Here is a 26,662-nt window from a genome sequence, read left to right on the forward strand (position 1 = left end):
CGGTATTTCAAGCGCGGGTAATATCCAAGAGATTAAGGGGGTTATTGACCCCGGGGCTATTGATGGCAACAGGCGCTTGGCGATCATCATGCGCGGTCTGCCGGGCAGCGGCAAATCTTACTGGGTTCGGCAGTTTATCCAGGAACTACCAGCGAGGATTGCCCAGAATGTCACTGAGAGAGGCCTGTGTTCAACCGACAGCTTCTTTTACCAAAATAACCGCTACTGCTTCGACATTGCCCGTTTGCCGGAATTTCATCAGCTCAACCTGAGCCGCTTCATCGAGGCGTTGGCATCTGGCGTGCCTGTGGTTATCTGCGACAATACCAACATGGCACTGTGGGAGTTTGCGGCCTATCAGGCGGCTGCAAAGGCCTTGAATTATCGGGTGCATATTCAACAGATTGGTGATGTGGGCAGCAAAACTCACCAGCGTGAATGTGCCAAGCGAAACAAACATGGCGTAAGTCTTAACTCCATTCAACGAATGGCCAGTCAATTTCAAAGAAATTAAAAATAACTTTTGCAAGTAAATTAAAATATCTGATTTCATAAATTGCAATATATCGGTATAAGATGAGTATGATTAAAGAAATTCCGAGTTGATATATTTCTTTAATAAAGCCAGTAATTCACCTATTAATATTTTTAAGTTTATTTTAATAATTTTAATCGTATTAAAATGTTTCATAGTCATATCTTGTGTCTTTGCTCACTCTTTTGTTTTATTTTTAGTCATATTATCTGCTCGGGTCAGAATAGATCCGTTAATCATTATTATAACTTTCGTTTGAGTTTCGGGAGTCGGATTGTTCCTCTTAAAAATAAAGAGTGAGCAAGCGGTATTCCTTTGCTCAGACAGGAGAGAAAGATGACCATACTTAAAAAGAAAAGAGTTGCGCTGATGGTGATGGCGATACTGTTGGCCGGTTGCAGTGATGGTGAAGATGGCCGTGATGGAGCGCCAGGCGAACCGGGAACCCCCGGAGAACCTGGGAAGCCGGGGACGAATCCTCCAGTGACCCAATCGGTCGAAACCCAAGTTAAAGTGATTAATTACACTTTGGGCGAGGGTAAGGTTAGCTACGAATTTGAAGTAACAGATGAAAATGGCGACTTAATTAATGAACTGACAGATGTTCAGGCAAAAGTGGCTGCTTTGACTGCTAAAGGTTTTATTCTTAACCGGGATGAAAATCCCATTAATGGGGTTGAGGACAATGTTCATATCGGTGGTGCAGTAACTCAGGCAACAGAAGGTGCAACGCTGACTCAAGTAGATGATGGTCATTATATTTTTGAAGCCCCAATGGCAGGTGTTAATGCCTCCACTGAAGGCATTGTTTGGCTGCGTGTCGGCGGTAATGATGCCATTGCCCGTTCAAAGGCGTTGGTCGTCAATAAGCCGGAAGGTCAATTCAGTACCACAACAGAAGCCTGTTATGCCTGTCACGTGGATTATTCACTCAGTCCTCGTCGTCACGCCAGCTACGTGGCTGAAGGCATGGACGGTGAAGTGGATTTTGTGGCAGGTTGCTTGGTCTGTCACGGCTCAGTCAGTCGCGCAGCGACCAATGATGAAGGATTCTCCATCGGTGGCTATGCCACCAATACCTTATCCAAGATAGGTCACATCAATCACAGGGAGTTCAGCAAGGACTTCAGCGTGCTCAACTGCAGCAGTTGCCATACTGATGCGCCCATCAACAGTAACTTTACCGGCCCTGGTTGTATCGATTGTCATGGTAAAGAAGGGACACCGGCCGGAGACATAGTGCCTTCAAATGGTCTGGACTTCCGTGAACTGCATGAACAGAAAGCCGGGATCACCAAGTTGCAAGCGCTGCGCCTTGGTTACACAGTGGCGCTTTCTACCCCTGAATCCGATGGTGCCGGTGGTTGGTGTTCTACCATCAGTGTCAAGGATAAAGAGGGTAATCTGGTCAATATCGGCAACAACTATAATGCCGATTATGCCACCGCAGGTTATGTTGCCGCCAAGCCGATAGTCTATGCCGGCGCATACTTGCATGCCTATGACAACCATGGCTTGGTGGGCCGCCCGGGCGCCCGTAACTCAGAAACCAAGACGGACAATGCCGATGGTACCCGCACTGTGTGTTATGCGGCGGCCAACATAGCCGCAGGTTATGAGAATGCCGGTTATATGTTCTCGGCGCGGGTGACTTTCTCCAGCGAAGGTTGGCAGTACTATGATGGCAAGGTACGTGGTCAGACAGGTGATCGCATTCGTGCCAATGGTTATGACGGCTCCATGGGGGTCTCCTTCACAGCTTACTCAGATGTGATCAGTCCGGCCGATGGCAGCAAGATCTCCGGCTTTGATCGGCGTCAGGTGGTGGCTGACAGCAGCTGTATCACCTGCCATAACGATGTGACTGCCTTCCACAAGAACGGTGAGTTCGATAACGGTGGTAAGGGTTGTATCGCTTGTCACGGCAACGGAATGGCCCGCACCAGCGCCGATTATGGTGCCGGCTTCGGTCCCATGATCCACAGCTGGCACTGGGGTAAGGGGGCAACTGTCGGTGAAGTGGCTCAGGATGCCGATGGTAACTGGAGTCAGACAGGAAAAGCCAACGGTGCCGCAGCGATTGCACCGGCCAGCAGTTGTGTAGCCTGTCACCAGGATGGCCTGTCGCTGGCCGCTGTGCCCAACCAGTATATTCTGGAGCCCGGCAGCAAGATGACCAGCCCGGTCACCGCAAACTGTTATGCCTGCCACACCAGTGATTCGGCCAAGGCGCATATGAGCCAAAACGGCGGTGATATCAGCGTGGATATCCCGGCTGTTGAGTGGTTCAAGCAGCCAAGTGCCGAATCCTGTGCGACTTGCCATGACACCGGCAGAACCTTTGGTATCGATAAGTACCATAAGTTCTAAAAGGGTTCTATTGAGTAAACATTCCCTGCAAGGCTTGGTTTACCTCAAGACAAAGCGGCTCATTTGAGCCGCTTTTTTTGCTGTCCTGAGTAGAGTTGAGGTGTAGCGGGCTCAGCCGTGACTGACGAAGGCGCTGTCATCTTGATTTTGCTTGCTCGTCAGCGCTGCTACTTCCAGCATAGCCCGGCTCAGGCTGCTCAGCTCTTCTGCGCTGATACCATAGGGCGGCATGATATAGATGAGTTTGCCAAAGGGGCGGATCCACACGCCGCGGGCAACAAATTCGGCCTGCAGCGCTGCGGTATTGACCTGTCTGTGCATCTCCAGTACCCCAACGGCGCCAAGTACCCGTACCGCTTTGACTCCCGGCAGTACCTCTGCCGGTGCCAGTTCCTGTTTAAGCTGAGTTTCAATGGCCTTGACCTGAGCTTGCCACTCACCGCTTGCCAGCAGTGCCAGGCTGGCGCGGGCGGCGCTACAGGCCAGAGGATTGGCCATAAAGGTCGGCCCATGCATAAATACGCCGGCAGGGGAGCTGTCTATGCCGGCCGCCACTTTATCGCTGCACAGCGTCGCCGCCAGACTGATATAGCCGCCGGTGAGCGCCTTGCCGACACACATGATGTCCGGCGCTATGTCTGCATGTTCGCAGGCAAACAGCTTACCGGTGCGGCCAAAACCTGTGGCGATTTCATCCAGGATCAGCAGTACATCGTACTTGTCGCACAGGGCTCTTGCCGCCTTGAGATAGTCGGCGCTGTAAAACCACATGCCACCGGCACCTTGCATTATGGGCTCGAGGATCAGCGCGGCGGTTTGCTTGCCGTGCTCGGCCAGCATGGCCTCGAGTCCGGCGATGTCATCTGCTTTAGCGGTTTCACCAAAGGGTGTACTTGGCGCCGGGGCAAACAGTTGCCGGGCCACATTGTCACCAAACATGGTGTGCATGCCGCCCTCCGGGTCGCAGACGCTCATGGCGGCGAACGTGTCGCCATGGTAGCCTTGCTTGACCGTCATGATGCGGTTTTTCTCTGTCTTGTTTTGCCCTTGCCAGTACTGCAGCGCCATTTTCAGCGCCACCTCCACCGCAATGGAACCTGAGTCAGCCAGAAACACCTTGGTCAGTGGCTCCGGGGTGATAGTGATGAGCTGGCGACACAGTTCTATGGCGCTCTCATGGGTGATCCCTCCGAACATCACATGGCTCAGGCGTTTGAGTTGCTCTTCCATGGCGCTGAGAATTGCCGGGTGGCTGTAACCATGGACGCAGGCCCACCAGGAGCTGGTGCCGTCGATAAGCTCGCGACCATCCTCCAGCGTCAGGCGTACGCCCTCGGCGGCTTTAACCCCATAAACGGGTAGGGTGTGGCTCATGGAAGTGTAGGGATGCCAGATATGCTGACGGTCAAAACAATAATCTATGCTCATATATTAACCAAAGGTAAACCTGTGCAACTGATTGGCGTTGACAGTGAGGGCGTCGCGGGTATGCTAACGAAAATAATTCAGGCCTTCAAGCAGCCAGCTGAACCCGGATCCCGATGGATTAATCGGCAAAATCGGCTTCAGCAACAAATAGATCAGACTCAGGTAACACAGAATATGTCCAATACAGAGCTGCGCCATGACTGGCGCCGTGAAGAGGTTGAAGCCCTCTTTGCCCTGCCTATGAATGATTTGTTGTTTCGTGCCCACAGCGTGCACAGAACCCATTTCAATCCCAATGAAGTTCAGGTCAGCCGTCTGTTGTCAATCAAGACGGGTGCCTGTCCGGAAGACTGCAAATATTGCCCCCAGAGCGCCCGCTACGACACAGGATTGGAAAAAGAGCGTCTGCTGGAGATGGAAAAGGTACTGACAGAGGCCAGAAGTGCCAAGGCCGCCGGTGCGACCCGTTTCTGCATGGGAGCCGCCTGGCGTAACCCGCATGAACGCGATATGCCTTATCTCAAGCAGATGGTGCAGGAGGTTAAATCCCTGGGGATGGAAACCTGTATGACTCTGGGTATGCTCAGCGAAAACCAGGCCAACGAGCTGGCCGAAGCCGGGCTGGATTACTACAACCATAACCTGGATACCTCGCCGGAATACTATGGTGACATCATCACCACCCGCACCTATCAGCAGCGGTTGGACACCCTGGCCAATGTGCGCGCCGCCGGTATGAAGGTGTGCTCCGGCGGGATTGTCGGTATGGGCGAGCAGGCCACCGACAGGGCGGGTTTGCTGCAGCAGTTGGCCAATATGGAGCAACATCCCGACTCTGTGCCTATCAATATGTTGGTCAAGGTGGCCGGTACGCCGCTGGACAGCCTGGACGACCTGGATCCACTGGAGTTTGTGCGCACCATAGCCGTGGCCAGAATCATGATGCCTTTGTCGCGGGTACGCTTGTCGGCCGGGCGTGAAAATATGACAGATGAGCTGCAAGCCATGTGTTTCTTTGCCGGCGCCAACTCGATTTTCTATGGGTGCAAGCTGTTGACCACCGCCAACCCGGAAGAAAATGACGATATGAGCCTGTTCCGCCGTCTGGGATTGACCCCGGAGCAGGGTAAGGCCGCCACAGTCGAGGAAGAGGGCGCCGAAATAGCCCGCGCCGCGGCCAAGGCAGAGGCTATCAATAACAAGGCTCAGGGACAGTTTTACGACGCCGGAGCCCTGTAACTTGACCTCATTGCTGGACAAAATGGCCCGCCGCCGTGAAGAGCTTGCGCGCGGCGGCTTGCTCAGGCAAAGACGCTGCTTTGCAGCAGCGTCCGGCCGTGAGCGACTATTGCATCCTGTTGCCCATGCAACAGATAGTGGCAAACCATTACTGGATTTTGCCGCCAATGATTATCTGGGCCTGGCCCGTCATCCCAAGGTCATCTCTGCGCTTGCCAAGGGGGCAGAGATCTATGGCTGCGGCAGCGGTGCTTCACCTCTGGTTTCGGGTTACAGCGAGGCGCATCTCAAGCTGGAACAAGGTCTGTGCCGGGCACTCGGCGCAGAAGCGGCGTTACTGTTCAGCTGTGGTTTTGCCGCCAACACTGCACTGATGAAAACCCTGTTTAGCACCGAAGATACAGTGATTGCCGACAAATTGGTGCACGCCTCCATGATAGATGGCCTGCGCGACTCAAAGGCCAAAATACGGCGTTTTGCCCATAACGATATAGCGGCCGCCACAACGCTTTTGTCCCGGCATCCCGGCAGCGCAGTGCTCACTGAAACCGTGTTCAGCATGGATGGCGACAGGGCGCCGCTCGGTAAATTGAGCCACTTATGCCAAGCGCACGGCAGCCCGCTTATTCTCGATGATGCCCACGGCTTTGGCCTATTTGAGTCATCATCCCTGCCTGTATTTGCCCGTTTGGTGACCTTTGGCAAGGCGCTCGGTGGTCAGGGCGCGGCGATTGTGGGCTCGCAGGAATTGATAGACTATCTGGTGGCCAATGCCCGTGAATACATCTATTCCACCGCGCTGTCACCCGCCTGCTGTATGGGCGTGCTCAAGGCCCTGGAGCTGATCCAGCAAGAGCCCTTGCTTGAGCGCCTCAACGCCAATATCGCTTTGTTTCGCCGCAGCTGCCAAGAGGCGGGGATCTCCTTGATGCCATCTGAGTCGCCAATTCAACCTCTGTTGGTGGGTGAGAGTGACAGATGTATGGCACTGGCAGCAAGGCTTCTGGAACGCGGCTTCCTGGTGGGGGCGATTCGGCCCCCCACAGTCCCCAAAGGCAGTGCCAGATTGCGTATTACCCTGAGCGCCGAGCACAGGGAGCTGGATATACTGGCCTTGGCCTCGGCATTGGCGGAGCTGATGGCATGAGCAACATGAGTCATGAGCCTCTGGCCAGTCACTCAGGCCTGGTGCAATCCGTGCCGCTCGGGGATGTTGCCGGGCGCTTTTCCAAGGCGGCAACCGCTTATGAGCGCCACAATAGGGTGCAGCGTCTGACGGCCGAAGCCTTGCTTGACTGGGACGATTGCCCACACTCAGGAAAACTGCTGGATATAGGTGCAGGTCCGGGCACGGCTTTTGCCACGCTCTGGCCCCAAAGCGTGACCGCCCTGGATATCGCCAGCGGAATGCTCAAGCAGCTGAAGGGAAATTTCCCCGATTATCAGGTTGTTTGTGGCAATGCCGAGCAGCTTCCCTTTGGCGACGACAGTTTTGATGCGGTTTATTCCAATCTGGCGCTGCAGTGGTGCGGCGATATTCCGGCCGCCTTGGCAGAGATTTTTCGGGTCATGCGCCCGGGCGGTTCGGCGCGCCTTGCTATAGTGGCCCGGGGCAGTTTGCCCGAATTACAGACGCTGGGGCTGCGAGTCAAGGTGTTTGCAGCCGAACATAAGTTGGAGCAAGCGCTGGCGCAGCATCCCTGGCAGAGCTTGCACACGCAAAGCCGCACCTTTCAGTGCCATTTTGCCAATCTCAGGGAATTGCTTTACTCCATCAAGGGGGTCGGCGCTTCAGTCGGCGCCGACAAGAACTCAGGTGCCGGGCTCAAGGGAAAGGGTTTTTGGCATACACTTAACGGGCAGGCCGAAGTCCTTAGAACGGACAAGGGAATGCCGCTGACATACAGGATAGTAATGGTTCAGGCCCGAAAATAACCATTGATGTTTTGGCTGTAGGGGTAGTTCAGCGATGATTTTTTTTGTAACAGGTACAGATACCGACAGTGGCAAGACTCAGGTCGGGGCCGCGCTGCTGCATAAGGCACGAGTCGAGCATGGCTTGAAAACCTTGGGGGTAAAACCCCTGGCCTCGGGTTGCCACAACACCCCTTACGGGCTGAGAAACCCGGACGCCCTGGCCTTGATGGATGAATCCACTCTGAAACTGCAGTACGACAAGGTGAATCCTTTCAGTTTTGAGCCGGCGATTGCCCCTCATATTGCTGCCGCCGATCTCGGCCTGGATATCAGCCCCGAGGCGGTACTGGCAGCGCTGGATTTTACCCAATATGCCATGGCCGATTTCTGCCTGATAGAAGGGGCCGGTGGTTGGCGTTTGCCTTTGGGGGAGGGGCGTTTCTTATCGGAAGCGGTGCAGGGACTGGCTCTGCCCGTGATTCTGGTGGTGGGAATGAAGCTTGGCTGCCTTAATCATGCCGTGTTGACCCAGGAAGTGATCCGCGCCGATGGGCTTGAAATCGCCGGTTGGGTGGCCAATCGCGCCGAAGCTGATATGAGTCGCTTCGATGAAAACCTGGCCAGCCTTAAAGACTTGATGCAGGCGCCGCTGTTGGGAGTGGTGCCGCATCTGGTTCATCCCAGTGCCGAGTCCATGTCTCAGCACTTGGATTTGAGCCCTTTGCTGGCCAAAGTGCCCGGTTGAGCCCTGGAGTTAAAAAGAAGCAAGGCCACGTAGGGCCAAGTGTTTTTTAGCTCAATAGATTGGAAAGATCACTGCCTACAGGCACGGGGATCTCCTGCTCTACACCGCTGAACAGATAAGCTTCCTTATCTCCCAAAAGACTCAGTTTATTGTCCTGCAGCAACAGGGCGCTGCCTTCCTGGATGGCCAGTACCGGCGTCTTGGGATCGACACAGGTAAACTCAAGCAAGCGCTGGGCCCGGGTTTCACCATTATGACCCGGCGCCTTGTAGTTGCTGTAATGCGGATTGATCTGCAGAGGCAGCAGGCCAAGGGCGCTGAATGATGGCGGCTCTATAATAGGCATATCATTGGTGGTACGTATGCTGAGGCCGGCAATATTTGAACCTGCACTCCAGCCAATATAGGGTTTGCCGGCGGCGACTTCCTCTTTGATCAGATGCAGCAGATCGTAGCGGTACAACTCATGCAATAGGTGGAAGGTATTGCCACCACCAACCAGAATGCCGTCAGCATCGCGAATAGCCTGCTTGGGATCGCCATGTTGATGGATAGAGGAGATATCCAACCTCAATGGTGCCAGGCCATTAACCACGGCTTCCAGATAGTTGTCATAGCTCATGCTGACACCGGCATAAGGGATAAATATCCACTTGCGGGCCTTTTCTGTCATAGGCTCAATATAGGGCAGGGCATGTTCCAGGTAAGGGGTGTCGCCAGCGCGGGAGCTGCTGAGCAGCAGGGTATTTATCGTCATAATCGTCGCTGTCCTTCAGATTGATTTGCGTTGCTTGATGGTAACAAAAAGCCTTTACACTCAACAATCGCCGCCGGTGTTTTTGGTCGCCTTAAAAAGCCGCACTCGGGCAATTGATTAAGTTTGATTTAATCAAGCCTGCCTAGACTGCTTCCTCTGCGTAACCGGGGCGTTTGGGTGGGAAAGCTAAACAATAATTTACCTTTTCCCACTTGAATTCCCGCCAAGTGGACATATTATGTCTGCAATGACGCAATTCCGGTACAAGGGTACCTTACAGGAGCTGATATGAAGCGTGTATTTCTATTGATTTTGACTAACCTTGCCATCCTGTTGGTGGCATCGATCGTCATGTCTATTTTGGGTGTCAATACTCAAACCATGGGTGGCTTGCTGGTGTTTGCGGCGATCTTCGGTTTTGGTGGCGCCTTTATCAGCTTGGCGATTTCCAAGTGGATGGCCAAGAAGACTATGGGCTGTGAGGTGATCACTCAGCCCCGAGATAACACAGAGCGTTGGTTGCTCGAGACCGTAGCCCGTCAGGCACAGCAGGCCGGGATCAAGATGCCGGAAGTGGCCATCTACCAATCGCCTGAACTGAACGCCTTTGCTACAGGCCCAAGCAAAAACAACTCTCTGGTGGCAGTGAGTACAGGTCTGCTTTACGGCATGAGTGCCGATGAAGTGGAAGCCGTACTGGCGCACGAAGTCAGCCATGTGGCCAACGGTGACATGGTGACTCTGACCCTGATCCAGGGCGTGGTGAACACCTTTGTTATCTTTGCTGCCCGTGTGGTTGCCGGTATCATCAACAACTTTGTTGCCAGCAACGATGAAGAGGGTGAAGGCCTGGGCACCATAGCTTATATGGCTGTGGTATTTGTGCTGGATATGCTGTTTGGTATTCTGGCGTCCATGGTGGTGGCTTACTTCTCCCGCATCCGTGAGTTCCGCGCCGACGAAGGTGCCGCTCGTCTTGCCGGCAAGAACAAGATGATTGCGGCGCTTGAACGTCTGCGCACCGGGCCGGAAACCGGTGCCATGCCGGCCAATATGTCGGCCTTCGGTATCAATGGCAAGCGCTCAATGACCGAACTCTTTATGAGTCACCCACCGCTTGAAAAGCGTATCGAAGCGCTGAGAAACCGCGGATAATTTAGCAATACTTTCTCTTAAGGAGGCCGGTTGGCCTCCTTTTTTTATGCTGTTGAAACGCTTATTGATACAGATGCTTATGTGTAAATTAAATGTAAAATTCCGTAATTAACCGATGGTTACATGATTCAGCGCACATTTTGCTTTTGCGCAAGTTGTTAAAGTGGCGGCGACTCAGAATTAGTTTGCCAATTGGCAAAAGCTTGGCTAAGTTAATCCAAGTCGTGCTATTTACTGATAGTGAGACAAAGGTCATACCTGACATAAGAACCTTTGCTCGACTGTCATCATCGGAGGATATTATTGTGAGCAAGAAACTCTTGAGTGTGTTGTTCGGTGCCGGTTTGGCCGCACTGGCCATGTCACCATCTGCTTTTGCAGAAGATCAGAAGCTGTCAGATTTCCACGCGGATATGGGTGGCTGTGAAAGCTGTCATGCCGATGGTTCACCTTCAGCTGACGGCGCCTATGAATTTGAACAGTGTCAGAGCTGTCACGGTTCGCTGGCAGAAATGGATGCGGTACACAAGCCACACGATGGTGCCTTGATGTGTGCTGATTGCCATGCTCCCCACGACATGAACGTAGGTCAAAAGCCTACCTGCGATAGCTGCCACGATGATGGCCGTACTTCAGATAGCGTACTGAAGTAAGAAGCGCATATCGCACGAATGACAACGCCGGCTTGATGCCGGCGTTATTGTTTCTGGCTGGTGCCTATCTCTGGCTCTATGTGGTGAGCCAATATCTCAGTCAGTCTTTATCCACCGGCGTTGTTGGCAGATATTTATTGCCGGAAAACATAGCAGAAATAATACCGGGCTGACGCTTACGCTCGGCGTGGATCACCGCGGCTATGTGCAGCAATACCAAGAGAAGCAACAGATATACGCTGTAGACATGTACTTTCCCTGCCAAGCCCTTGGCGCCCTTAATCGCTGCAGCCTTGTCTGGATTAACGCCTGTGTCATCATAGGGTTTGAGGCTGGCAGGCTCAACACCATCGGCGGCGATATATTCCTGAACCATGCCGCCCAGCGGTGGATAGAAGATGTCAGTACCGGCTCGCACCAAACCTGTCACCATGATCAGCGTCAGCAAACCCAATAAGGCGATGACCGCCAGTTTGCCCGCCGGATTATGGCCGAGATATTGTGGGTTTTCGCCTTTCTTGAGTGCTGCACGATAGCCTGCCAATTCCCCTTTTTTGGGGAGTAGTTTACCTAGACGCGCCTTGATAGGGCCGAATAATCCCCACAGTAATCTGAATGCCAGGTTGATGGCAAAGGCATAACCTATCCAGACGTGCAGTGTCTTCAGGCCGATTTTGGCGTCGAGACCACTGATCCCGAAGTCAGATTTGAACATCATTACCCCGCCGATGATCACCAGCAGCAGCACCAAAAGCAGGTTTATCCAATGAAAAAGGCGAGTGGGAAGATCCCATGCCTTATAGCGAGACAGGCGCACTTCGCCCGCAGTATTTGTTTCCATGTTTGATCCCCCAGATCTGTTTTACCCCTTTATGTTAACGCCTGTAGCGGCGCTTGTTCAGTTAACTCTTATTCATTTTGAGTTTTTGGTAAGGAATCTGTACTTCCATTTCAAGCAGTTGTCTGCTTTGATACTCATGTTGCGTTAATGTAAATTTTTTTTGGTTTTTTTAGCTGAGGGCAGCCTATGTTCAATGTGATGCACTGGCTGGTGGTTTCCAGATCCGCGCTGTTGACCGAGCTGATGGATAGCCGTTGGCCGCAGGAGTTTCTGGTACGCTTGTCCTGCTTATCTCCCGATAGATGGCACACAGATGCCTTGAGAGCTGATGTCGACATGTTGTTGCTGGATTTGGCCACTGTGGAACCGGCCTTGGGCTATAAGATTCTTAAACAGGCCACCAGGAATCGCGGTTGCAAAGTGGTGTTACTGCATTATCCCAGGAGGGTGGAGTATGAATGCCTGTTGTTGCCGTCTGTGGTCAAGGCGGTTTTCTATCCCGAGGCGACCTTGGCACAGTTGAGCCGTGGCCTGGATATTGTGCAGAAGGGCGGCTGCGATATTCCTTTTGAGTTGCAATCCCGGCTGGCCAAGGGAGAACTTAGTGGCGATGTGCTGACTTTCAGGGAGCGGGAGGTGCTGCAGGCGCTACTGGCCGGGCTCAGTAATCAACAGATTGCCACTTCCCTCTATGTCAGTGAAAGTACGGTCAAGACCCATCTCTATCGGGTGTTTCGCAAACTGAATTTAAGCAACCGAGCCCAGGTGATGGCCTGGGCCCAGCGTCACTTGATGGCCGATGTGGCCGAGAGTCAAGGCTCAGGCAGTTAGGGAAGGTGCGAATAAGTCCTCGCGGCCTTCTCTTTTGTAAAGAGTGGCTTACACAGCAATTGGCGTTCAAGGCATCTGACTGAAGGCATGCCGGGGCCTGTCGAAGTCGGATAACGTAGAGAGCCGGTTGCTGTGAAAGCCCCAAAGGGCGTGGCTTACAGGCTTGCCTGCTGTGTTATGCTTCTTGCAAAGGACTAGGGCCATTTGCTGCGAACCACGCCTTGCATCCAGGCCTGTAAGCCTACGCAGAGCACGCATGGGACTTGTTCGCACCTTCCTTAACCCAGCCAGGCCTTGGCTTTGGCTGGATCGGTGAGCTTGAGTGACACAGTATCTATTGCCGCCGGGTTGATAGGCAGTTGGCCTGTCATCAGTTCATCACGGCGGAAGAAGTGCAGCTCCAGACTATCGCCGGGCTCATATTGTTGCAGTTCATTTTCAAATTGAGCGCCGACCTGCAGACCATTGGCGGCAATCAGCAGATCCTGAGCCGCGAGCCCGGCGCTGTGAGCCGCGCTGCCGTTGGTCACACTCACAATCCTTAACCCCAGGGCTTCAGCCTTGTAGCGGGCTCCGAAGCCGATTTTTTGCCCCTCAACATCCCCGCCGCCCTGATCCTGAGCGCCTTGGGCACTGCGAAGTTGCATCTCGATTCCGAATTGCGCCAGCAGGGGCGCCAGTGGCAACTCTTGGGTATTATCCACAAAGGCAAATTCTGCGCTGGCATCCCGGCCAAGCAGCTCCTCGTAGAGGCGGCGATGGGAGTCATCTTCAGTGCCTATACCCTGGCTGCCAAAGGCCTGCCACAGCTTTTGCATCAGGTTATCCAGTGTGTATTTTCCCTGGGTTTCCAGTCTCAGAGTCAAGTCCAGATACAGGGCAAACAAAGCTCCCTTGGTGTAATAGCTGACGATGGCGTTGGCGGCGTTTTCATCCTGTTTGTAGAACTTGGTCCAGGCATTGAAGCTCGAATCTGTCAGGCTCTGCAACTGCCTGCCCGGCATGCGATACACCCGGGTCATGGTCTGGGATAGCATCTCCAGATATTGCTCATTGGAAACCCTGTTGGCTCTGAGTGTCATCAGGTCATCATAGTAGGAGGTGATACCTTCATAAGCCCACAGCTGACGGGTGTAGCTCTCGGCCTCCAGCGCATAGGGCATGAAGCTGGCAGGCTTAATGCGTTTGACGTTCCAGCTGTGGAAGTATTCGTGACTGCAGAGCGACAGATAAGTGCGGTAATCCTTGTTGACCGGCATCTCAATACTCAGCGGCAGATCCTTACGGGAGCAGTGCAGGGCGGTGGAGGCTCTGTGTTCCAGTCCTCCAAAGCCATTGCCCAATACCTGGGTCATAAACAGGTAGCGCTCAAACGGCGCTTCACCGAAGAGGCGGATCTGGCTCTCGCAAATAGCCTTGAGATCGTCAAGCAGTCTGGGCATGTGGCAGCGGTGACGCCCGGTCAGTATCACATCATGGCGCACGCCACAGGCCTCAAAGCTGCCGTGGGTAAAGGTGCCCATCTCCACCGGATGGTCGATAAGCTCATCATAGTTGGCGGCGCTGAAACGGCCGAACTGCCACTCTTCACCCTCGATTCGACTCAGGGTTGTTGCCAGCTGCCAGTTGGCCTCCTCCTCCGGGGGCAGAATTTCCAGCTCCAGCGGCTCAAGCTCTTTGCCTGCCACCGCCAAAAAGACGCTGCTGCCGTTGAAAAAGCCGTGGGTCTGATCCAGGTGGGCGCTGCGCACCGACATATCCCAGGCATAAACCGAGTAGCGCAATTGCAGCGATTCGGCATTGGAATCTATCAGCCAGCGCTGCTTGTCAAGCTGAGTAATGCTTAGCGGACGCTCCAGCTCATCAAAGGCTTTAAGATCTATGATATTGCGACAAAAATCGCGAACCATGTAGCTGCCCGGTATCCAGGATGGCAACCAAAGTTCCTGTCTCTGGGCCGGTGCCTGAATGGTGATTTTGACCTCGAACAGGTGAGCGTGGGGATCTATGGGGCAAATCTGATAACTGATCATCTGATATCCGTATGAATCGTTGGCGAGTGCCGGGAGCCAAATTGGGTGCTATCCGGCTGAGCATGGCGACAATGCTGCCAAAAAAGCCAGGCTGCGGCAATTGCTGCCGAGTTTTAAATGGCTTGGGGTTCAAATCGCCGTGGCCGATTACATCTCCGGGCCGAATGGTATTATACTGCCAAGAACACAGAGGTTTGGCCCTTGGGCCGAGCCTGAACCGACACACCGGAGAGTGGCAAAATGGCCGAAGAAACCATATTCAGCAAAATTATTCGCCGTGAAATACCCACGGACATACTGTATCAGGACGAACTGGTAACCGCCTTTCGGGATATCAATCCCAAGGCGCCCACCCATGTACTGATAGTGCCCAATCATCTGATCCCCACAGTCAATGACGCCAAGGCCTCGGATGAGCAGGCCATAGGCCGTATGGTGACTGTGGCTGCCAAGCTGGCCGCCGAGGCCGGGATCGCCGAGGACGGTTATCGTTTAATCATTAACTGTAATGAACATGGCGGCCAGGAAGTGTTCCACATCCACATGCATCTGCTTGGCGGTAAAGCCTTGGGGCCTATGGTGAGTTCAGCGTCATGAAAGTGAATCCGGAGTTTTTCCCGCTGACGACTCTGGCTACCCGTTTCGTCAACCAGTTGGCCCAGTGCCGCCGTCTCGGGCTCAAGGTGCATGAGGCCAGTGAGCACCATGTACTGATAGAATTGCCTTACAGCACCGAGCTGGTGGGTTACCCTGAAACCGGGGTTATTCATGGTGGGGTTATCACCACATTGATGGATACTGCCAGTGGTTGCGCCGTGGTTTGTGCCATCAAGGACAAATATGGTTCGCTGGAGATCTCGCCAACTCTGGATCTGCGGGTCGACTATATGAAGCCTGCCGAGCCCCACAAGCCGGTGTATGGTTTTGCCGAGTGTTATAAGTTGTCATCCAGCGTCGCGTTCACCCGGGCCATCGCCTATCAGGACAGCATAGACGACCCCATCGCCCATGCGGTTGGCTCCTTTATGCGGATAAGCCCTGAAATGATAGGGGATACTTTCCGCAAGGCACTGATGGGTGAGGAGACGAAATGACAGATCCCAAGGCATCCATGGATGTAAAAAGCATAGTTGCTAAAGTGACAGAAACCAATGATTTCAGTCACTTGCTTGAGCATGTTCCCTATGCTCGCTTTATCGGCATGCAGGTGGACAGGTTTGGCGATGAACTGGTGTTTCGTCTGCCGGCCAAAGATGACAACATAGGTAACCCGGTACTGCCGGCCATTCACGGTGGCGTGATAGCCGGGTTTATGGAGATGTCGGCCATCATCCAGCTTATGGTGTTTATGCAAACCAGTAAGGTGCCCAAGGTGGTTGATTTTTCCATCGACTACTTACGCGCCGGTTATCATAAGGACAGCTTCGCCGAGTGCCGAATAACCCGTCAGGGGCGGCGAGTGGCCAATGTCAATATCGACTGCTGGCAAACCAACCGCAAACAGTTGATTGCAACGGCCAGGGCGCACTTTTTGATTGATTGAGAATAAGGGATTGGCAGATGAAAAAAGTCTTGGTAATAGCAGCAACCGTGCTGGCTCTGGCAGGCTGCGCCAACCATACGGCCGGGGTGTATGCCAGCTCGACCGGTGAAAGCCGCGCAGACAACAGCAGCTTTGCCCGCTCTGTGAGTGTGGGTGATCTTATGGCCAGAGGCGAGGGCGGCTTGCTCAGAGGCACAGCCACCATCAGCAGCAAGGTCGCTACCGATATGCGCATTCAGTACAAGTTCACCTGGTATGATGCCAGCGGCTATACCCTGGATGATGAAGGTGTGTCCTGGAAGTCGGTTAAGCTGCATGGTAAACAGCAGTTGCAGGTGAGCGCCGTGGCGCCGAATCCGACCGCCAGCCGTTTTGAGATCTATGTGCGCGAGGCCTTTTCAAACTAAAAGTTGAAACCTCGGCACCACTGCCGCCCGAGCCATTATTCCCGTTGAATGCTCAACACTCGGGAGTATTGGGGTGGGCGGTTTTTTTATGCCCTCGGGTACAATTTGGCAACCTGGCTCACTTTTGTTGGTAACTCGTGTATACTGGCCCGCGCCAAGGGGTGTTTACCGCATTGCGGTTGACTGAGATGTCGTATGACGAACCCTTAGAACCTGATCCGGCTAGTACCGGCGTAGGAATGGGCCACAATTCGTGCACTTTCAACTCGCTTTCTTATTGCCGGATCTCAAACTGTGAATATTTGAGGTCCTATGTCCAAGTTTACCGTACCTACTCTGCTTGCCAGCACCATTCAGATGCTGCTGTGGGCACCCGTTCATGCCGCCGATAATCCCGGTGTTGAAAATCAAGATGAGCAACAAGCCATGGAAGTGATAGTCGTCAGCGGCGACTTTCGTGGTCTGACGCTGGAGAAGATGCCCTCCAGCGTGACTGTTATCGACGAGCAGCGCATTGAAGATCAAGGCGCCGAGCATTTCGAAGACATGCTGGGTAACGTCGCCAACTTCAACTGGTCAGGTGCCAGCTCCCGGCCAAGATACTTCCAGATCCGCGGCGTAGGTGAGCAGGAGCAATACCAGGGAGCGCCCAACTCCTCTGTGGGCTTTATTATCGATGATATCGATCTCTCCGGGCTGGGCAGCGTTTCCAGCCTGTACGACCTGCAGCAGTTTGAAGTGCTGCGCGGCCCCCAGGGTACCCGCTATGGCGCCAATGCCCTGGCCGGTCTTATCTATCTCAAGAGCAATGATCCCACAGACGTGTTCGAGCACGGCGCCGAAGTCTCGCTCGGTAATGATAATCTGCAAACCTTCAGCGGCTTCAGTTCCGGCCCAGTGACAGATTCCGGCAAGTTGCTCTATCGTGTGGCGCTGCAGCAACACAAGCAGAACGGTTATCGTGACAACCTGTATCTGGGCCGTGACGATACCAATGAGCGTGATGAATTCAGCGGCCGTATCAAGCTGCGCTGGTACGCCACCGACAAGTTGCAGGCGGACTTCACTCTACTGCACGCCGATTTTGACAATGGTTATGATGCCTGGACCCTGGACAATAACGGCTTCGATACCATTACCGATGCGCCGGGCGTCGACAAGCAGCGCACCACGGGCTCCAGTCTCAAGCTGAGCTATACCGGCTTTGAGGCTTTTGAGCTGGTGTCCCTGTCAAGCTATGCCGCAACAGATCATCACCACGGTTACGACGGTGACTGGGCCAACCCGGATTACTGGGCCGGGAAAGAGTGCGGCGGCGCACCCTGTGAGTACGATTACACCTGGGATAAACGCGGTGAGCGGCGCACTCTGTCACAGGAGTTCAGATTCAGCTCCAACGAGGCCGGGCGGATTTTCGGCGGCAGCACAGACTGGCTGGCCGGGTTCTATTTTATGGATCTCGATGAGGACAATGATCTCTACTCTGAATACAACAGCTGGCCGGATGAAGTGCTGACTTCCCGCTACAGCGCCAGTAACTATGCAGTGTTTGCCCAGTTGGACTCAGATCTGGGGGCGGGCTACAGCCTGTCTATCGGTGCTCGTATCGAGCGACGTGAGAGTGACTACAGCGACAGCAATGGTGATGCCTTTAGCCCATCGGAAAACATGTGGGGCGGCCATATCGCCCTGTCCAAGGCACTGGCTGAACACCATGAAGCCTATGTTCGGATAGCCAGGGGCTACAAGGCCGGTGGTTTCAATATGACGTTGCCCAAGGAGCTGGCCGACAAGAAAGAGTTCGATACCGAAATCCTCTACAACTATGAACTGGGGTTGAAATCCAGCTGGGCCGATGGCTTGCTGGATACACGTCTGGCACTGTTCTTTATGGACAGGGAAGATCAGCAGGTAGCGGCCTCACTGCAGGATCCTGTCGATCCCCAGCGCTTTATTCTGTTCACCGAAAACGCCGGCAGCTCCAATAACTATGGCGCCGAGCTGGAAGCCAACTGGTATCCCACAGATTCACTGCAGTTCTACACCAGCCTTGGGTATCTGCAGACAGAATACGGTGATTACCTGTATCAGGATAAATATGGCAACCCTGTGGATCTCAGCGGCCGGGAACTGGCCCACTCGCCGAGATGGACCTATAGTCTCGGCATGACCTGGCGCAATGACATGGGCTGGTTTGCCAACCTCAACAGCAGTGGCAAGAGTGCGTTCTACTACTCAGACAGCAATGACTCCCGATCTGAAGACTATCAAGTGGTCAACGCCAAGCTGGGCTATGAGGCCGACAAGTGGTCGATTTACCTCTGGGGCCGCAACCTGTTCGATGAAAAATACGGCGTGCGCGGTTTCTACTTCGGCAATGAGCCGGATCAGGACTGGGCCGAGAAACAATATATCCGCTACGGGGACCCACGCCAGGTTGGTGTGACCTTCAAGGTCAAATTTATCTGATGGCATAAGCCGTTGTCGGCCGGGGCGTGTTGCAGCGCCCCGGTTCATTACAGGAGATGTAAAATGAAGTTAACTGCCGAAATCAGCATGTATCCGCTCCACGATGAGTATCTGGAGCCTATTCAATGGTTTATCAAGCGCCTGGACAGTTATGCCAACATAGAGAGAACCACCAATGCCATGGCGACTCAGGTGTGCGGTGATTATGCCGAGGTGATGGCCATGCTGGCCACTGAGATGCAGGCGGCGCACGAGAAATTTGGCAAGGCGGTGTTTGTCTGTAAATTTATCGGCGGTGAGCTGAACTTGGGCCACAGGGAATAACCCATGAGTGAATTCTGGCACTGGCTCGCCGAGGCCGGCTCTCAGGCCCAGGGCATGGGCGCCTGGGAAGCGGTAGCCGTGGTATTGGCCTTGGCCTATCTGCTGCTGGCCATGAAAGCCAATATCTGGTGTTGGGCGGCAGCCTTTGCCAGCACCGCCATCTACACTGTGCTGTTCTGGAAAGTCGCGCTGCTTATGGAGTCAGTGCTCAACGTCTATTACATGGCGATGGCGCTGTACGGATACTGGCTCTGGCGCCGGGGTGGGGAAAACCATCAAGGAGTGGCCGTGACCTCCTGGCCCTGGCAGCGGCACCTGGTACTGATTTTGTTGACTGGGTTGGTGTCTCTGTTTGTCGGTCATATGATGGCGACTTTCACTCAGGCAGCCTTTCCCTACCTGGATGCGGCAACCAGCTGTTTTGCTGTGATGACGACTTTTCTGGTGGCGCGCAAGGTGCTGGAAAACTGGCTCTATTGGGTGGTTATCGATCTGGTGTCCATCTATCTCTATTTAAGCAAGGGCTTGATGTTGACCTCACTCTTGTTTGTGCTCTACGTGGGGATGGCAGTAGCCGGTTACTTTATCTGGCGCGCCAGAGCCCAGGAGTCCCACGGTCGCGACTCCTCACAGCTTGAAAGCGGCGCGGCATGAAAGGCAAACCACTGACAAAACTTGAAGCCAGTCTGGGTGAAGGTTTGAGCTGCGAGCTCAACGCCGCCCTCAAGCGGCTACAGTTGTGGCCGCTTGAGGGGGCCAAGCCGCTCACCCTTGGGCTAAGCAACCAAAACTGGCTCTTGCAGGCAGGTAGCGAGTCAATGGTGCTGAGAGTCAATTCCCCGGGCTCAGACCGTATCTGCGACAGAAACAACGAACTGGCATGTTGGCGGGTTGCCGAGAAGGCGAACCTGGCACCAGGGCTGATTTGGGTCAGCGCTGACAAGGGTTTATATCTGAGCCGCTTTATCGAACAAGCGCCGCAAGCCAACTGGCAGCAGTTACTCGCATCCAAAGGCGCGGCCGAGATCGCAAGCGCGGCTCAGAAAGCCTATGCAAACTCAAAGAGCCTCTCTGGCCTGCCTGAGCGTAAACATGATTCTAAACATGAGCCTAAACATGAATTGGGCTCAGACGCTGTATTGGGAGCCAAGCAAGGCAAATCACCTCAGGCCTTACTGCTGGAGTTGCTGCTGGGGCTGAGGGGCTTGCCGGCCCCCAAGCTCGACATCAGTGTTGCCGAGCAGTGGCGCATCTATCTGGAGCGGCTCGATGACATGGCTCTGAGCCGGGGGCAGCCTTCAAGCTGGCAACAGCGGCTCATGCAACTTCATTCGGCCCAAGGGTTATTCGAGCAGTGCAACACTCGGCTGGAGGCCTGTCTGCAGAGGCCTCAGTATTGTCACAGGGATCTCAATCCTCACAACCTGTTGCTGGCCGAGGATGGACTCAAGTGCGTCGATTTCGAATATGCCTGCGCTTCCCACCCGCTGTTTGAGTTGGCCGGGGTGCTGTCATCCCATCAACTGAGCGCCGAGGGGCAACAGTGGCTCATCTATCACTATCTTGAGCAGCATCCGCATTTAACCGGCGATGCCCACCTGGCAGTGGCTGCAGCCGTCGATGTCTACTGGCTGTTTGCCTGCTGCTGGGCCTTGCAGATGGCCTGGGACAATCAGCAGCAGTCTTATCTCGACTGGTTTGATGACTTCTGGCATCTTGTAAAGCATCAATGAGTCAGGCAGGGAAGCTGTCGCCTGGCCTTAGCCAACTTAAAGTATTTAATGGATGAAACACATTGTTATTGCCATGGCGCTGCTTATTGCGCTCGGTGCCTGCTCCACCAAGGTCAGCTATTATTTCCTCGATTGGGCCATAGAGTGGCAGCTGGAAGATTATGTCACTCTCGACCGGCAACAGGAGCAGGCGTTTGACGCCATTCTCGACCCTTTTCTCGCCTGGCATCGCAGCCAGGAGTTACCCAGATACAGTGCCCAGTTAAAAACGCTGCAAACCGAGCTTGCCGATGGCACTTTAACGCCACAGAGTTGGCGCCGTCATGTGGATATGGCAAGAGATCACTGGTTTCGGCTGTTTGCCCAGGTGTTTGACGATCTTTTGCCCCTTATCGCTTCTTTGAGTGACAAGCAGGTCGCCCAGGTGATAGCCAAACTGGAGGCCGATGAGCAGGAGCTGGTGGATGAATACAAGGACAAGAACCAGGAACAACTGATTAAAGATGCGGATGAACGGCTGGAGGAGCTGTTTGCCGATTGGCTGGGGCGTTTGAGTGAGCAGCAAAAGGCCCTGATCCATGAGCACAACCACCGCCGACTGGCGACCCTGGATATGTGGCTCGAGTATCGTCACGAGTGGCTCCGGCAGTTCAAACAAGCCTTGCTGCAACGCAGTGATTCTGACTTGTTGGCGCAGCGCTTGCGGCTGCTGATGACATCGCCCGATGAGCTCAAGTCAGACGTCCACAAGCAGAAATTGGCGCAGAACACGGAAAACTTCGGCATGCTGTTGTTGCAACTGCACCAGAGCCTGAGTGAGCGCCAGCAAAAACACTTCAAGCGTAAGCTGGGTAACTTGATTGACGATCTGGATGAACTGAGTCAGGCATAGCCCTGAGCTTATGAGGCAGACATAGCCCTGAGCTTATGGGGTCGTAAAGCGGGTCTTTGGTCTGTAGAACGGGCATTGGGCCATTTGCCCGCGAACCACGCCTTGCATCCAGGCCCGTAAGCCGATGCAGAGCAGGCATGGGGCTTGTTCGCACCTTTCTAAACTAAAGACTGAAATAAAATCGCTTATTGCCGGGTCAACTGCAGCATGACAGGAATACTCCCCGAATAAGGAGGTTTTCATGCAAGTCATCATTCAAACCTATGCGGCATTTTTGAAATCACTGCGCCACTTCGATGGCCTGGCACCGTTGGCATTGCGGCTCTATCTGGCGCCGGTGCTGGTGCAGGCCGGTTACAATAAACTCAGCCACTTCAGCGATACAGCGGCCTGGTTCGGTAATCCGGACTGGGGGCTGGGCTTGCCCATGCCTGAAGTGATGGTGGCGCTGGCGGCCGGGACCGAATTTTTTGGTGGCTTGTTGCTTCTGCTCGGGTTGGCCACTCGGCTGGTGGCTATCCCCATGAGTATTACCATGTTGGTGGCGGCCTTCAGTGTGCACTGGTCCAACGGCTGGCTGGCGATTGCCGACCCCTCATCCTGGCTCGCAAACGACAGGGTGATGGCTTCGGTGGAGAAGCTTGAGCGGGCCAAGGGGATACTGCAGGAGCACGGCAATTACGACTGGCTTACCAGTTCGGGTAACCTGGTGATCCTCAACAACGGCATTGAGTTTGCGGCCACCTATTTCATTATGCTGTTGGTATTGCTGTTTATGGGCGGCGGCCGTTACACCAGTGTGGACTATTTTATTGGCCGTAAATGGCTGCCCAAAACCGCTAACCTCGGCTGATTGTTGCTTAAAACAAGTCGTCCGGCTTTTTTGCCTCTGGCGATCCGGGGCGGATTTGGTATCCTGTGAAGTCATTGATATCTCAGCTGAGGATCGCGCATTGGACGCACTTACTCTTCTTCTTACCCGTCAATCATGTCCACGACTGCAGGCTCCGGCGCCGAATGAGGCGCAACTGAAAATTATCCTGGATGCTGCGGCCAGAGTACCGGATCACGGTGGCCTGGCGCCCTGGGAGTTTATTATTGCTACCGGCGAAGGGCTCAATCGCCTGGCGGATATTTTTGTGGCGGCCGCAACAGCAGATGGTGCCGACGAGGGCTTTATCAACAAGGCTGCCGGTATGCCGCTCAGGGCGCCTATGGTGATCATTGTGGTTGCCAAGACCAAAGATCATCCCAAGGTCCCTGAGTTGGAGCAGCAATTGGCAGCCGGCTGCGCCGTGATGGCGATGCAGCAGGCCGCATTTGCCCAGGGGCTGGGCGGAATATGGCGCACTGGTACCTTTGCCTTTGACTCTACGGTCAATACGGCGTTGGGGCTTGATGGCAGCGATCAGATAGTGGGCTTTCTCTATCTGGGCACTCCTGTGGTTGAAGCGCCGCTCAAAGCCACCAAAGAGGGCAGCGCCTTTGCCCGCTATCTCTGATAGCTGCCGGACACTCAATGGCGGAAAACTTGCCATGGGCTAAGCTCATGGCATCAAGCTATTGTACTCAGTTGCCTACCGCAACCCCCACCTCCAGGCGCTCGAACCAGTCGAGAAACTCAGGTATCTGCTCGCCCCTGAATATCCGCCCGTGCTGCGGACATAAATAGTCCAGCTCCAGCTCTCTCACTCTGGCTATCCAGTCCTGCTTGGCGCGGTTGGAGGGCATCCATCTTTGATGGAAAAAGCGCATCTTCTCGGCGTGACGGCCAAAGTCATCGACAAATAGCCCGGCATTCGTGTCTTCCAGTGCCGCACCTATATCGCCCGACATCAGCACTTTGCCGACAGGGTCGTAGACATGAAAATTGCCGGAAGCGTGCAGATAATGGGCCGGGATAAACTGCACCTCTACGCCATCGAGCGTCAGCTTGCCGCCTTGATCTTTAATGGCCTGGTATTGGATATGCTCCATCCCGAAATGGCGGATGAAACCTTCCCAAATCCAGGGCGCGTGCAGCTGGGCCCGCTCCAGAGTCTGATCCCACAGCCCCAGGGAGGAGATGATATCGGGATCCTGATGGGATGCGAATAGATGGGTGAGCTGCTCTATGGGAATGTGGCAAACCACATTGGCCAGCATGGGGGCAAATAGCTCTATGCCACCCGGGTCCATCAGCAGAGCCTGCTCGGCAGTGACCAACATATATTGATTGGTGTCTATGATGCCGTCGGGTTTGTCCGGATCCCGGCCAAAATAGATCCATTTGTGGCTATGGGTTTCCAACAAGAGTTGGCTCTTCATCCCTGTACTCCCTTATTGTTCAAGTAATTGAATCGCCTTATCTACCTGAGTGCGGATCGCCCCGGCAGCAGCATCGACCCGGTTGGCAACATGGTTGAAAGTGGCCTGGTCGGCGGGCTTTATCCGGCAGGCTTCGATGCGGCACAGCGAGGCCAGCACTTTAGCGGTTTTCAGCTGCTGGCAGAGCTCTTCCAGTTGCAATTCAATATCCAGGCTCAGGCGTTTGCACTGCTGCTCAAGGGCCGTAAAGTATTGGCTGTTCTTCTCCAGCGCCGGCATGATGCTGTCGCCATAACGGGCTTTACGGGCTTTCTCCCTGGCGCGGGCAAATTGCAGCATCGCCTTGCGGACTCGGGTCTGCTCGCTGGTTAGGCGGCTGATGGTCTGTGCCAGATGATTGATTCTTGCGGCTGAGTGGGTGGTGAAATGCGCCAGTTCGTCGATGGAGTGGGTCAGCGCCTTAAAGCCCAGCGCCATGCTGCCGGCACGAATCGATGCCGCCTGGGCATTGCTGGCGATGATATTAATCTCTTTGCAATGGCCCTGAGTCTTTTCCAGTTCGGCGGCTATGATGGCGGCACGAACATAGAACTGACGCGTTGGTTGACGTTCTGATCCCATAATTCACTGTTTTACAGTCATAATCCTGTTTGAGAGTATAGAAGATAATTAACTTCCCCACAGGCGCGAGCCGATTTTTCCCATCAATGGATTCAAGCTACAACTCAAGCGCTTGAATTTGCACCCTGTTTAGCTTGAAGAGCCTCTTTGAGAATAGATGATTAGTGTTGTAACTATATGAATTGAAAGTTTTATTTTGATTGTCAGCCCAAATCGAATGCTCTAGTATCCGCTGCTATCAGAATCGGCCCCCGCTTTATTCAAGTGGGGGCTTTTTAGGTTGTGGCTTTGTCAATAAGCAGGCAATAACAGCCGCAGCATTTCAGAGAGGATACCCATTTGGTTTCGCTGTTAAACGATGAACTATTGGACAGGATTGCCGATGCACTTACGGACAAGGGATACATAGTGCTTGAGGATGTGCTGCCGGAGACGTTGAGTAGCGCATTGCTGGATAAGGTTAACCACTCGCCGGTAGAGAGTTTTCGCTGGGCTGAAATCGGCCGTGGCAATGAGCGTGTTCGCGAACAGGAGATACGTTCAGACAGGATCCGCTGGTTGAATGAAGCACAACAACCGGATGCCGACTATTTGGAATACATGGCCTGCTTGCGTCATGGGCTTAACCGACGCCTGTTTATGGGGCTATTCGATTATGAAAGCCATTACGCCTTTTATCGCCCTGGTACTTTTTACCGTAAACACCTGGATGCGTTGCGGGGCAGTCGCAACCGGATCTTGACCACGGTATTTTTCCTTAACCCCGACTGGCAACAGGGTGATGGTGGCGAGCTGATGCTCTATGAAGAGGACGACGCTCTGCTTGAGCAGATCCCGCCGAGAATGGGCACTCTGGTGATCTTCCTGAGCGAGCGTTTCCCCCATGAAGTACTGCCAACCCATAAAGATCGCGCCAGCATAGCCGGTTGGTTCCGGGTTGCCGGTAGTTATGAATTGTTGTAACTGCCACGATATTCGGCCGGGGTTAACCCGGCCAACGTTTTACTATTCTGAGCGGTTATATTGTTGGGGTTAATTCTGATGTATCAAACGGAATTGCTTGACATAAATTATGATGGCCGTTCATAAGGCCAGCGATAAACTTTTCCACAATACTAACATCAAAAAATACCGTATTTGACTCTTTCACCCTAAAAACCAAACGTTTATGTAATGGAATAAGCTCGAGTTTTTCCGGGCATATAGCTAGACGAGAAACAATAGGTGGTCTGTGGGGCTTTGGATTTTGAATAATTCTACTACGCTCAGTATCTATAACGTCAATGACATTCTTTATTGATACTATGTACCTTTCTGTAAGAAGTTCATTTTCAATGAGCAAACTTGCTGGATATATCTCCACACCATAAGGGTCAAATGACATTATTAGTTTAGCAACTTCTTTGGATACGAGCTTATCACCTTTTTCAACGATATCAGGAATCTCAGTACTATCTGATATCTCTGGATCCTCCCAAGTTATGGGTGAAATAGAAGAGCAAGGTATATATTCATTGGTGGCATAAAAGTAACTTCTCTCATCAACCTCTTTAAACATACAATCAGACTCGTCGAAGTCCTCGGATAGGGTCCCTAAATTAAAACATTTCTTACTCATCATTCTGCCTTCGACTGCAATTATTCAACTGTCATGACTCTATTACCGTCTCTCTATAGTGATTCAAGGGAAGCACGAATTCAACTTGGAAGTGCGACTCCGTCTATGTGATCAGGAGGTTCTTCAGGAGCACCATCTCAGGTTGCTTCAATTCAATCTATATAGTGAGCAGAAGCGTGCTGCTCAACGGTTGATGCCTCAGTCCGTTCAACCATGCGTGTTGCACTTATTGACTGCAGCCCTG

The 26,662-nt window shown here is 53.5% G+C and carries 28 protein-coding genes and 1 riboswitch; of the genes, 21 read left to right on the top strand and 7 right to left on the bottom strand.

Annotated elements, in window-relative coordinates:
- Positions 1-88 precede the first annotated feature (88 nt).
- Both ACSHSR_RS07915 and ACSHSR_RS07920 read left to right on the top strand, forming a co-directional pair.
- On the top strand, positions 89-514 hold the full coding sequence (locus ACSHSR_RS07915; RefSeq protein ID WP_223828990.1) for an AAA family ATPase: 426 nt from the start codon (positions 89-91) through the stop codon (positions 512-514).
- Between the two features lie 357 nt (positions 515-871).
- Entirely contained in the window at positions 872-2,905 is a 2,034-nt protein-coding gene (locus tag ACSHSR_RS07920) for a multiheme c-type cytochrome (RefSeq protein WP_071237549.1), read from the top strand.
- A 111-nt stretch (positions 2,906-3,016) separates the two neighbouring features.
- Here ACSHSR_RS07920 and bioA read toward each other — a convergent pair whose 3' ends face one another.
- Positions 3,017-4,333, bottom strand: coding sequence for an adenosylmethionine--8-amino-7-oxononanoate transaminase (bioA, locus tag ACSHSR_RS07925; protein ID WP_418068843.1), 1,317 nt, complete (start codon positions 4,331-4,333; stop codon positions 3,017-3,019).
- A gap of 174 nt (positions 4,334-4,507) precedes the next feature.
- Here bioA and bioB point away from each other — a divergent pair, with 174 nt between their 5' ends.
- Genes bioB through bioD form a run of 4 tightly spaced genes read left to right on the top strand, consistent with a single transcriptional unit; the run spans position 4,508 to position 8,234 of the window.
- Positions 4,508-5,572, top strand: coding sequence for a biotin synthase BioB (gene bioB, locus ACSHSR_RS07930; protein WP_107110643.1), 1,065 nt, complete (start codon positions 4,508-4,510; stop codon positions 5,570-5,572).
- Between the two features lies 1 nt (position 5,573).
- A complete protein-coding gene (locus ACSHSR_RS07935; RefSeq protein WP_479631394.1) occupies positions 5,574-6,719 on the top strand; it encodes an aminotransferase class I/II-fold pyridoxal phosphate-dependent enzyme in 1,146 nt (381 codons plus the stop codon).
- On the top strand, positions 6,716-7,507 hold the full coding sequence (locus ACSHSR_RS07940) for a methyltransferase domain-containing protein (protein ID WP_243888329.1): 792 nt from the start codon (positions 6,716-6,718) through the stop codon (positions 7,505-7,507). Before ACSHSR_RS07935 ends, ACSHSR_RS07940 begins: the two co-directional genes overlap by 4 nt.
- A 37-nt stretch (positions 7,508-7,544) precedes the next feature.
- Complete coding sequence (gene bioD, locus ACSHSR_RS07945) at positions 7,545-8,234, top strand: dethiobiotin synthase (RefSeq protein ID WP_117201041.1); 690 nt, start codon at positions 7,545-7,547, stop codon at positions 8,232-8,234.
- Positions 8,235-8,280: 46 nt separating this feature from the next.
- On the opposite strand, the gene pepE is transcribed toward bioD, so the two are convergent.
- Entirely contained in the window at positions 8,281-8,991 is a 711-nt protein-coding gene (pepE, locus tag ACSHSR_RS07950) for a dipeptidase PepE (RefSeq protein WP_025011004.1), read from the bottom strand.
- A 288-nt stretch (positions 8,992-9,279) separates the two neighbouring features.
- Here pepE and htpX point away from each other — a divergent pair, with 288 nt between their 5' ends.
- Complete coding sequence (htpX, locus tag ACSHSR_RS07955; protein ID WP_025011003.1) at positions 9,280-10,146, top strand: protease HtpX; 867 nt, start codon at positions 9,280-9,282, stop codon at positions 10,144-10,146.
- A 305-nt stretch (positions 10,147-10,451) separates the two neighbouring features.
- The gene (gene cctA, locus ACSHSR_RS07960; protein WP_025011002.1) at positions 10,452-10,799 is read left to right on the top strand and encodes a tetraheme c-type cytochrome CctA; all 348 of its coding nucleotides are present in this window, start codon (positions 10,452-10,454) and stop codon (positions 10,797-10,799) included.
- Between the two features lie 100 nt (positions 10,800-10,899).
- Here cctA and ACSHSR_RS07965 read toward each other — a convergent pair whose 3' ends face one another.
- Complete coding sequence (locus tag ACSHSR_RS07965) at positions 10,900-11,640, bottom strand: cytochrome b/b6 domain-containing protein (protein WP_025011001.1); 741 nt, start codon at positions 11,638-11,640, stop codon at positions 10,900-10,902.
- A 186-nt stretch (positions 11,641-11,826) separates the two neighbouring features.
- Between ACSHSR_RS07965 and ACSHSR_RS07970 the strand changes: the two genes are divergently transcribed.
- Complete coding sequence (locus tag ACSHSR_RS07970) at positions 11,827-12,471, top strand: helix-turn-helix transcriptional regulator (protein WP_044734762.1); 645 nt, start codon at positions 11,827-11,829, stop codon at positions 12,469-12,471.
- Positions 12,472-12,749: 278 nt separating this feature from the next.
- Here ACSHSR_RS07970 and ACSHSR_RS07975 read toward each other — a convergent pair whose 3' ends face one another.
- Entirely contained in the window at positions 12,750-14,504 is a 1,755-nt protein-coding gene (locus ACSHSR_RS07975; protein WP_144165802.1) for a M61 family metallopeptidase, read from the bottom strand.
- Between the two features lie 240 nt (positions 14,505-14,744).
- Here ACSHSR_RS07975 and hinT point away from each other — a divergent pair, with 240 nt between their 5' ends.
- From hinT to ACSHSR_RS08030, 11 genes are all read left to right on the top strand, one after another.
- Positions 14,745-15,101, top strand: coding sequence for a purine nucleoside phosphoramidase (gene hinT / locus ACSHSR_RS07980; protein WP_025010998.1), 357 nt, complete (start codon positions 14,745-14,747; stop codon positions 15,099-15,101).
- Entirely contained in the window at positions 15,098-15,598 is a 501-nt protein-coding gene (locus ACSHSR_RS07985; RefSeq protein WP_028780462.1) for a PaaI family thioesterase, read from the top strand. Before hinT ends, ACSHSR_RS07985 begins: the two co-directional genes overlap by 4 nt.
- Positions 15,595-16,047, top strand: a complete 453-nt coding sequence (locus tag ACSHSR_RS07990) for a PaaI family thioesterase (RefSeq protein ID WP_025010997.1) — start codon at positions 15,595-15,597, stop codon at positions 16,045-16,047. Before ACSHSR_RS07985 ends, ACSHSR_RS07990 begins: the two co-directional genes overlap by 4 nt.
- A 17-nt stretch (positions 16,048-16,064) precedes the next feature.
- Positions 16,065-16,454 (top strand): YcfL family putative periplasmic lipoprotein, encoded by a 390-nt coding sequence (locus tag ACSHSR_RS07995; protein WP_062793618.1) that lies wholly within the window; start codon positions 16,065-16,067, stop codon positions 16,452-16,454.
- A gap of 147 nt (positions 16,455-16,601) precedes the next feature.
- A riboswitch (TPP riboswitch) is annotated at positions 16,602-16,711 on the top strand.
- A 55-nt stretch (positions 16,712-16,766) separates the two neighbouring features.
- Positions 16,767-18,923 (top strand): TonB-dependent receptor, encoded by a 2,157-nt coding sequence (locus tag ACSHSR_RS08000; protein ID WP_208251357.1) that lies wholly within the window; start codon positions 16,767-16,769, stop codon positions 18,921-18,923.
- A 63-nt stretch (positions 18,924-18,986) separates the two neighbouring features.
- Positions 18,987-19,247 carry a hypothetical protein gene (locus tag ACSHSR_RS08005; protein WP_025011199.1) on the top strand — a complete coding sequence of 87 codons (261 nt, stop codon included), beginning with the start codon at positions 18,987-18,989 and terminating at the stop codon, positions 19,245-19,247.
- Between the two features lie 3 nt (positions 19,248-19,250).
- A complete protein-coding gene (pnuC, locus tag ACSHSR_RS08010) occupies positions 19,251-19,901 on the top strand; it encodes a nicotinamide riboside transporter PnuC (RefSeq protein ID WP_071237545.1) in 651 nt (216 codons plus the stop codon).
- Positions 19,898-20,980: a phosphotransferase gene (locus ACSHSR_RS08015; RefSeq protein WP_479631395.1), complete on the top strand. Its 1,083-nt coding sequence runs from the start codon at positions 19,898-19,900 to the stop codon at positions 20,978-20,980. Before pnuC ends, ACSHSR_RS08015 begins: the two co-directional genes overlap by 4 nt.
- A 52-nt stretch (positions 20,981-21,032) precedes the next feature.
- Positions 21,033-21,872, top strand: a complete 840-nt coding sequence (locus tag ACSHSR_RS08020; RefSeq protein WP_479631396.1) for a DUF6279 family lipoprotein — start codon at positions 21,033-21,035, stop codon at positions 21,870-21,872.
- Between the two features lie 241 nt (positions 21,873-22,113).
- Complete coding sequence (locus ACSHSR_RS08025; protein ID WP_096142259.1) at positions 22,114-22,725, top strand: HvfX family Cu-binding RiPP maturation protein; 612 nt, start codon at positions 22,114-22,116, stop codon at positions 22,723-22,725.
- A gap of 100 nt (positions 22,726-22,825) precedes the next feature.
- Complete coding sequence (locus ACSHSR_RS08030) at positions 22,826-23,374, top strand: NAD(P)H nitroreductase (RefSeq protein ID WP_479631397.1); 549 nt, start codon at positions 22,826-22,828, stop codon at positions 23,372-23,374.
- A gap of 67 nt (positions 23,375-23,441) precedes the next feature.
- Here the strand turns inward: ACSHSR_RS08030 and ACSHSR_RS08035 are convergent, their stop codons facing one another.
- A complete protein-coding gene (locus tag ACSHSR_RS08035) occupies positions 23,442-24,179 on the bottom strand; it encodes an oxygen-binding di-iron domain-containing protein (protein ID WP_479631398.1) in 738 nt (245 codons plus the stop codon).
- Positions 24,180-24,191: 12 nt separating this feature from the next.
- Positions 24,192-24,800, bottom strand: coding sequence for a chemotaxis protein (locus ACSHSR_RS08040; protein WP_144216576.1), 609 nt, complete (start codon positions 24,798-24,800; stop codon positions 24,192-24,194).
- A gap of 339 nt (positions 24,801-25,139) precedes the next feature.
- On the opposite strand from ACSHSR_RS08040, the gene ACSHSR_RS08045 reads away from it, so the two are divergent.
- Positions 25,140-25,763: a 2OG-Fe(II) oxygenase gene (locus ACSHSR_RS08045; protein ID WP_025011205.1), complete on the top strand. Its 624-nt coding sequence runs from the start codon at positions 25,140-25,142 to the stop codon at positions 25,761-25,763.
- 55 nt (positions 25,764-25,818) lie between these two features.
- On the opposite strand, the gene ACSHSR_RS08050 is transcribed toward ACSHSR_RS08045, so the two are convergent.
- Complete coding sequence (locus tag ACSHSR_RS08050) at positions 25,819-26,358, bottom strand: hypothetical protein (RefSeq protein WP_144190728.1); 540 nt, start codon at positions 26,356-26,358, stop codon at positions 25,819-25,821.
- Between the last annotated feature and the right edge of the window lie 304 nt (positions 26,359-26,662).

The sequence above is a fragment of the Shewanella sp. VK101 genome, assembly GCF_056497865.1.

What these genes read in the sequence shown, in the direction of transcription:
- ACSHSR_RS08005 (WP_025011199.1), top strand. Translation starts at nt 18,987, where the DNA reads ATGAAGTTAACTGCCGAAATCAGCATGTATCCGCTCCACGATGAGTAT.
- ACSHSR_RS07940 (WP_243888329.1), top strand. Translation starts at nt 6,716, where the DNA reads ATGAGCAACATGAGTCATGAGCCTCTGGCCAGTCACTCAGGCCTGGTG.
- ACSHSR_RS07970 (WP_044734762.1), top strand. Translation starts at nt 11,827, where the DNA reads ATGTTCAATGTGATGCACTGGCTGGTGGTTTCCAGATCCGCGCTGTTG.
- ACSHSR_RS08040 (WP_144216576.1), bottom strand. Translation starts at nt 24,800, where the DNA reads ATGGGATCAGAACGTCAACCAACGCGTCAGTTCTATGTTCGTGCCGCC.
- pepE (WP_025011004.1), bottom strand. Translation starts at nt 8,991, where the DNA reads ATGACGATAAATACCCTGCTGCTCAGCAGCTCCCGCGCTGGCGACACC.
- hinT (WP_025010998.1), top strand. Translation starts at nt 14,745, where the DNA reads ATGGCCGAAGAAACCATATTCAGCAAAATTATTCGCCGTGAAATACCC.
- ACSHSR_RS08015 (WP_479631395.1), top strand. Translation starts at nt 19,898, where the DNA reads ATGAAAGGCAAACCACTGACAAAACTTGAAGCCAGTCTGGGTGAAGGT.
- ACSHSR_RS08000 (WP_208251357.1), top strand. Translation starts at nt 16,767, where the DNA reads ATGTCCAAGTTTACCGTACCTACTCTGCTTGCCAGCACCATTCAGATG.
- ACSHSR_RS08035 (WP_479631398.1), bottom strand. Translation starts at nt 24,179, where the DNA reads ATGAAGAGCCAACTCTTGTTGGAAACCCATAGCCACAAATGGATCTAT.
- ACSHSR_RS08050 (WP_144190728.1), bottom strand. Translation starts at nt 26,358, where the DNA reads ATGTTTAAAGAGGTTGATGAGAGAAGTTACTTTTATGCCACCAATGAA.
- ACSHSR_RS07915 (WP_223828990.1), top strand. Translation starts at nt 89, where the DNA reads ATGCGCGGTCTGCCGGGCAGCGGCAAATCTTACTGGGTTCGGCAGTTT.
- ACSHSR_RS07990 (WP_025010997.1), top strand. Translation starts at nt 15,595, where the DNA reads ATGACAGATCCCAAGGCATCCATGGATGTAAAAAGCATAGTTGCTAAA.
- ACSHSR_RS07985 (WP_028780462.1), top strand. Translation starts at nt 15,098, where the DNA reads ATGAAAGTGAATCCGGAGTTTTTCCCGCTGACGACTCTGGCTACCCGT.
- ACSHSR_RS07995 (WP_062793618.1), top strand. Translation starts at nt 16,065, where the DNA reads ATGAAAAAAGTCTTGGTAATAGCAGCAACCGTGCTGGCTCTGGCAGGC.
- ACSHSR_RS07975 (WP_144165802.1), bottom strand. Translation starts at nt 14,504, where the DNA reads ATGATCAGTTATCAGATTTGCCCCATAGATCCCCACGCTCACCTGTTC.
- bioA (WP_418068843.1), bottom strand. Translation starts at nt 4,333, where the DNA reads ATGAGCATAGATTATTGTTTTGACCGTCAGCATATCTGGCATCCCTAC.
- ACSHSR_RS07965 (WP_025011001.1), bottom strand. Translation starts at nt 11,640, where the DNA reads ATGGAAACAAATACTGCGGGCGAAGTGCGCCTGTCTCGCTATAAGGCA.
- bioB (WP_107110643.1), top strand. Translation starts at nt 4,508, where the DNA reads ATGTCCAATACAGAGCTGCGCCATGACTGGCGCCGTGAAGAGGTTGAA.
- htpX (WP_025011003.1), top strand. Translation starts at nt 9,280, where the DNA reads ATGAAGCGTGTATTTCTATTGATTTTGACTAACCTTGCCATCCTGTTG.
- ACSHSR_RS07920 (WP_071237549.1), top strand. Translation starts at nt 872, where the DNA reads ATGACCATACTTAAAAAGAAAAGAGTTGCGCTGATGGTGATGGCGATA.
- ACSHSR_RS08025 (WP_096142259.1), top strand. Translation starts at nt 22,114, where the DNA reads ATGCAAGTCATCATTCAAACCTATGCGGCATTTTTGAAATCACTGCGC.
- pnuC (WP_071237545.1), top strand. Translation starts at nt 19,251, where the DNA reads ATGAGTGAATTCTGGCACTGGCTCGCCGAGGCCGGCTCTCAGGCCCAG.
- ACSHSR_RS08020 (WP_479631396.1), top strand. Translation starts at nt 21,033, where the DNA reads ATGAAACACATTGTTATTGCCATGGCGCTGCTTATTGCGCTCGGTGCC.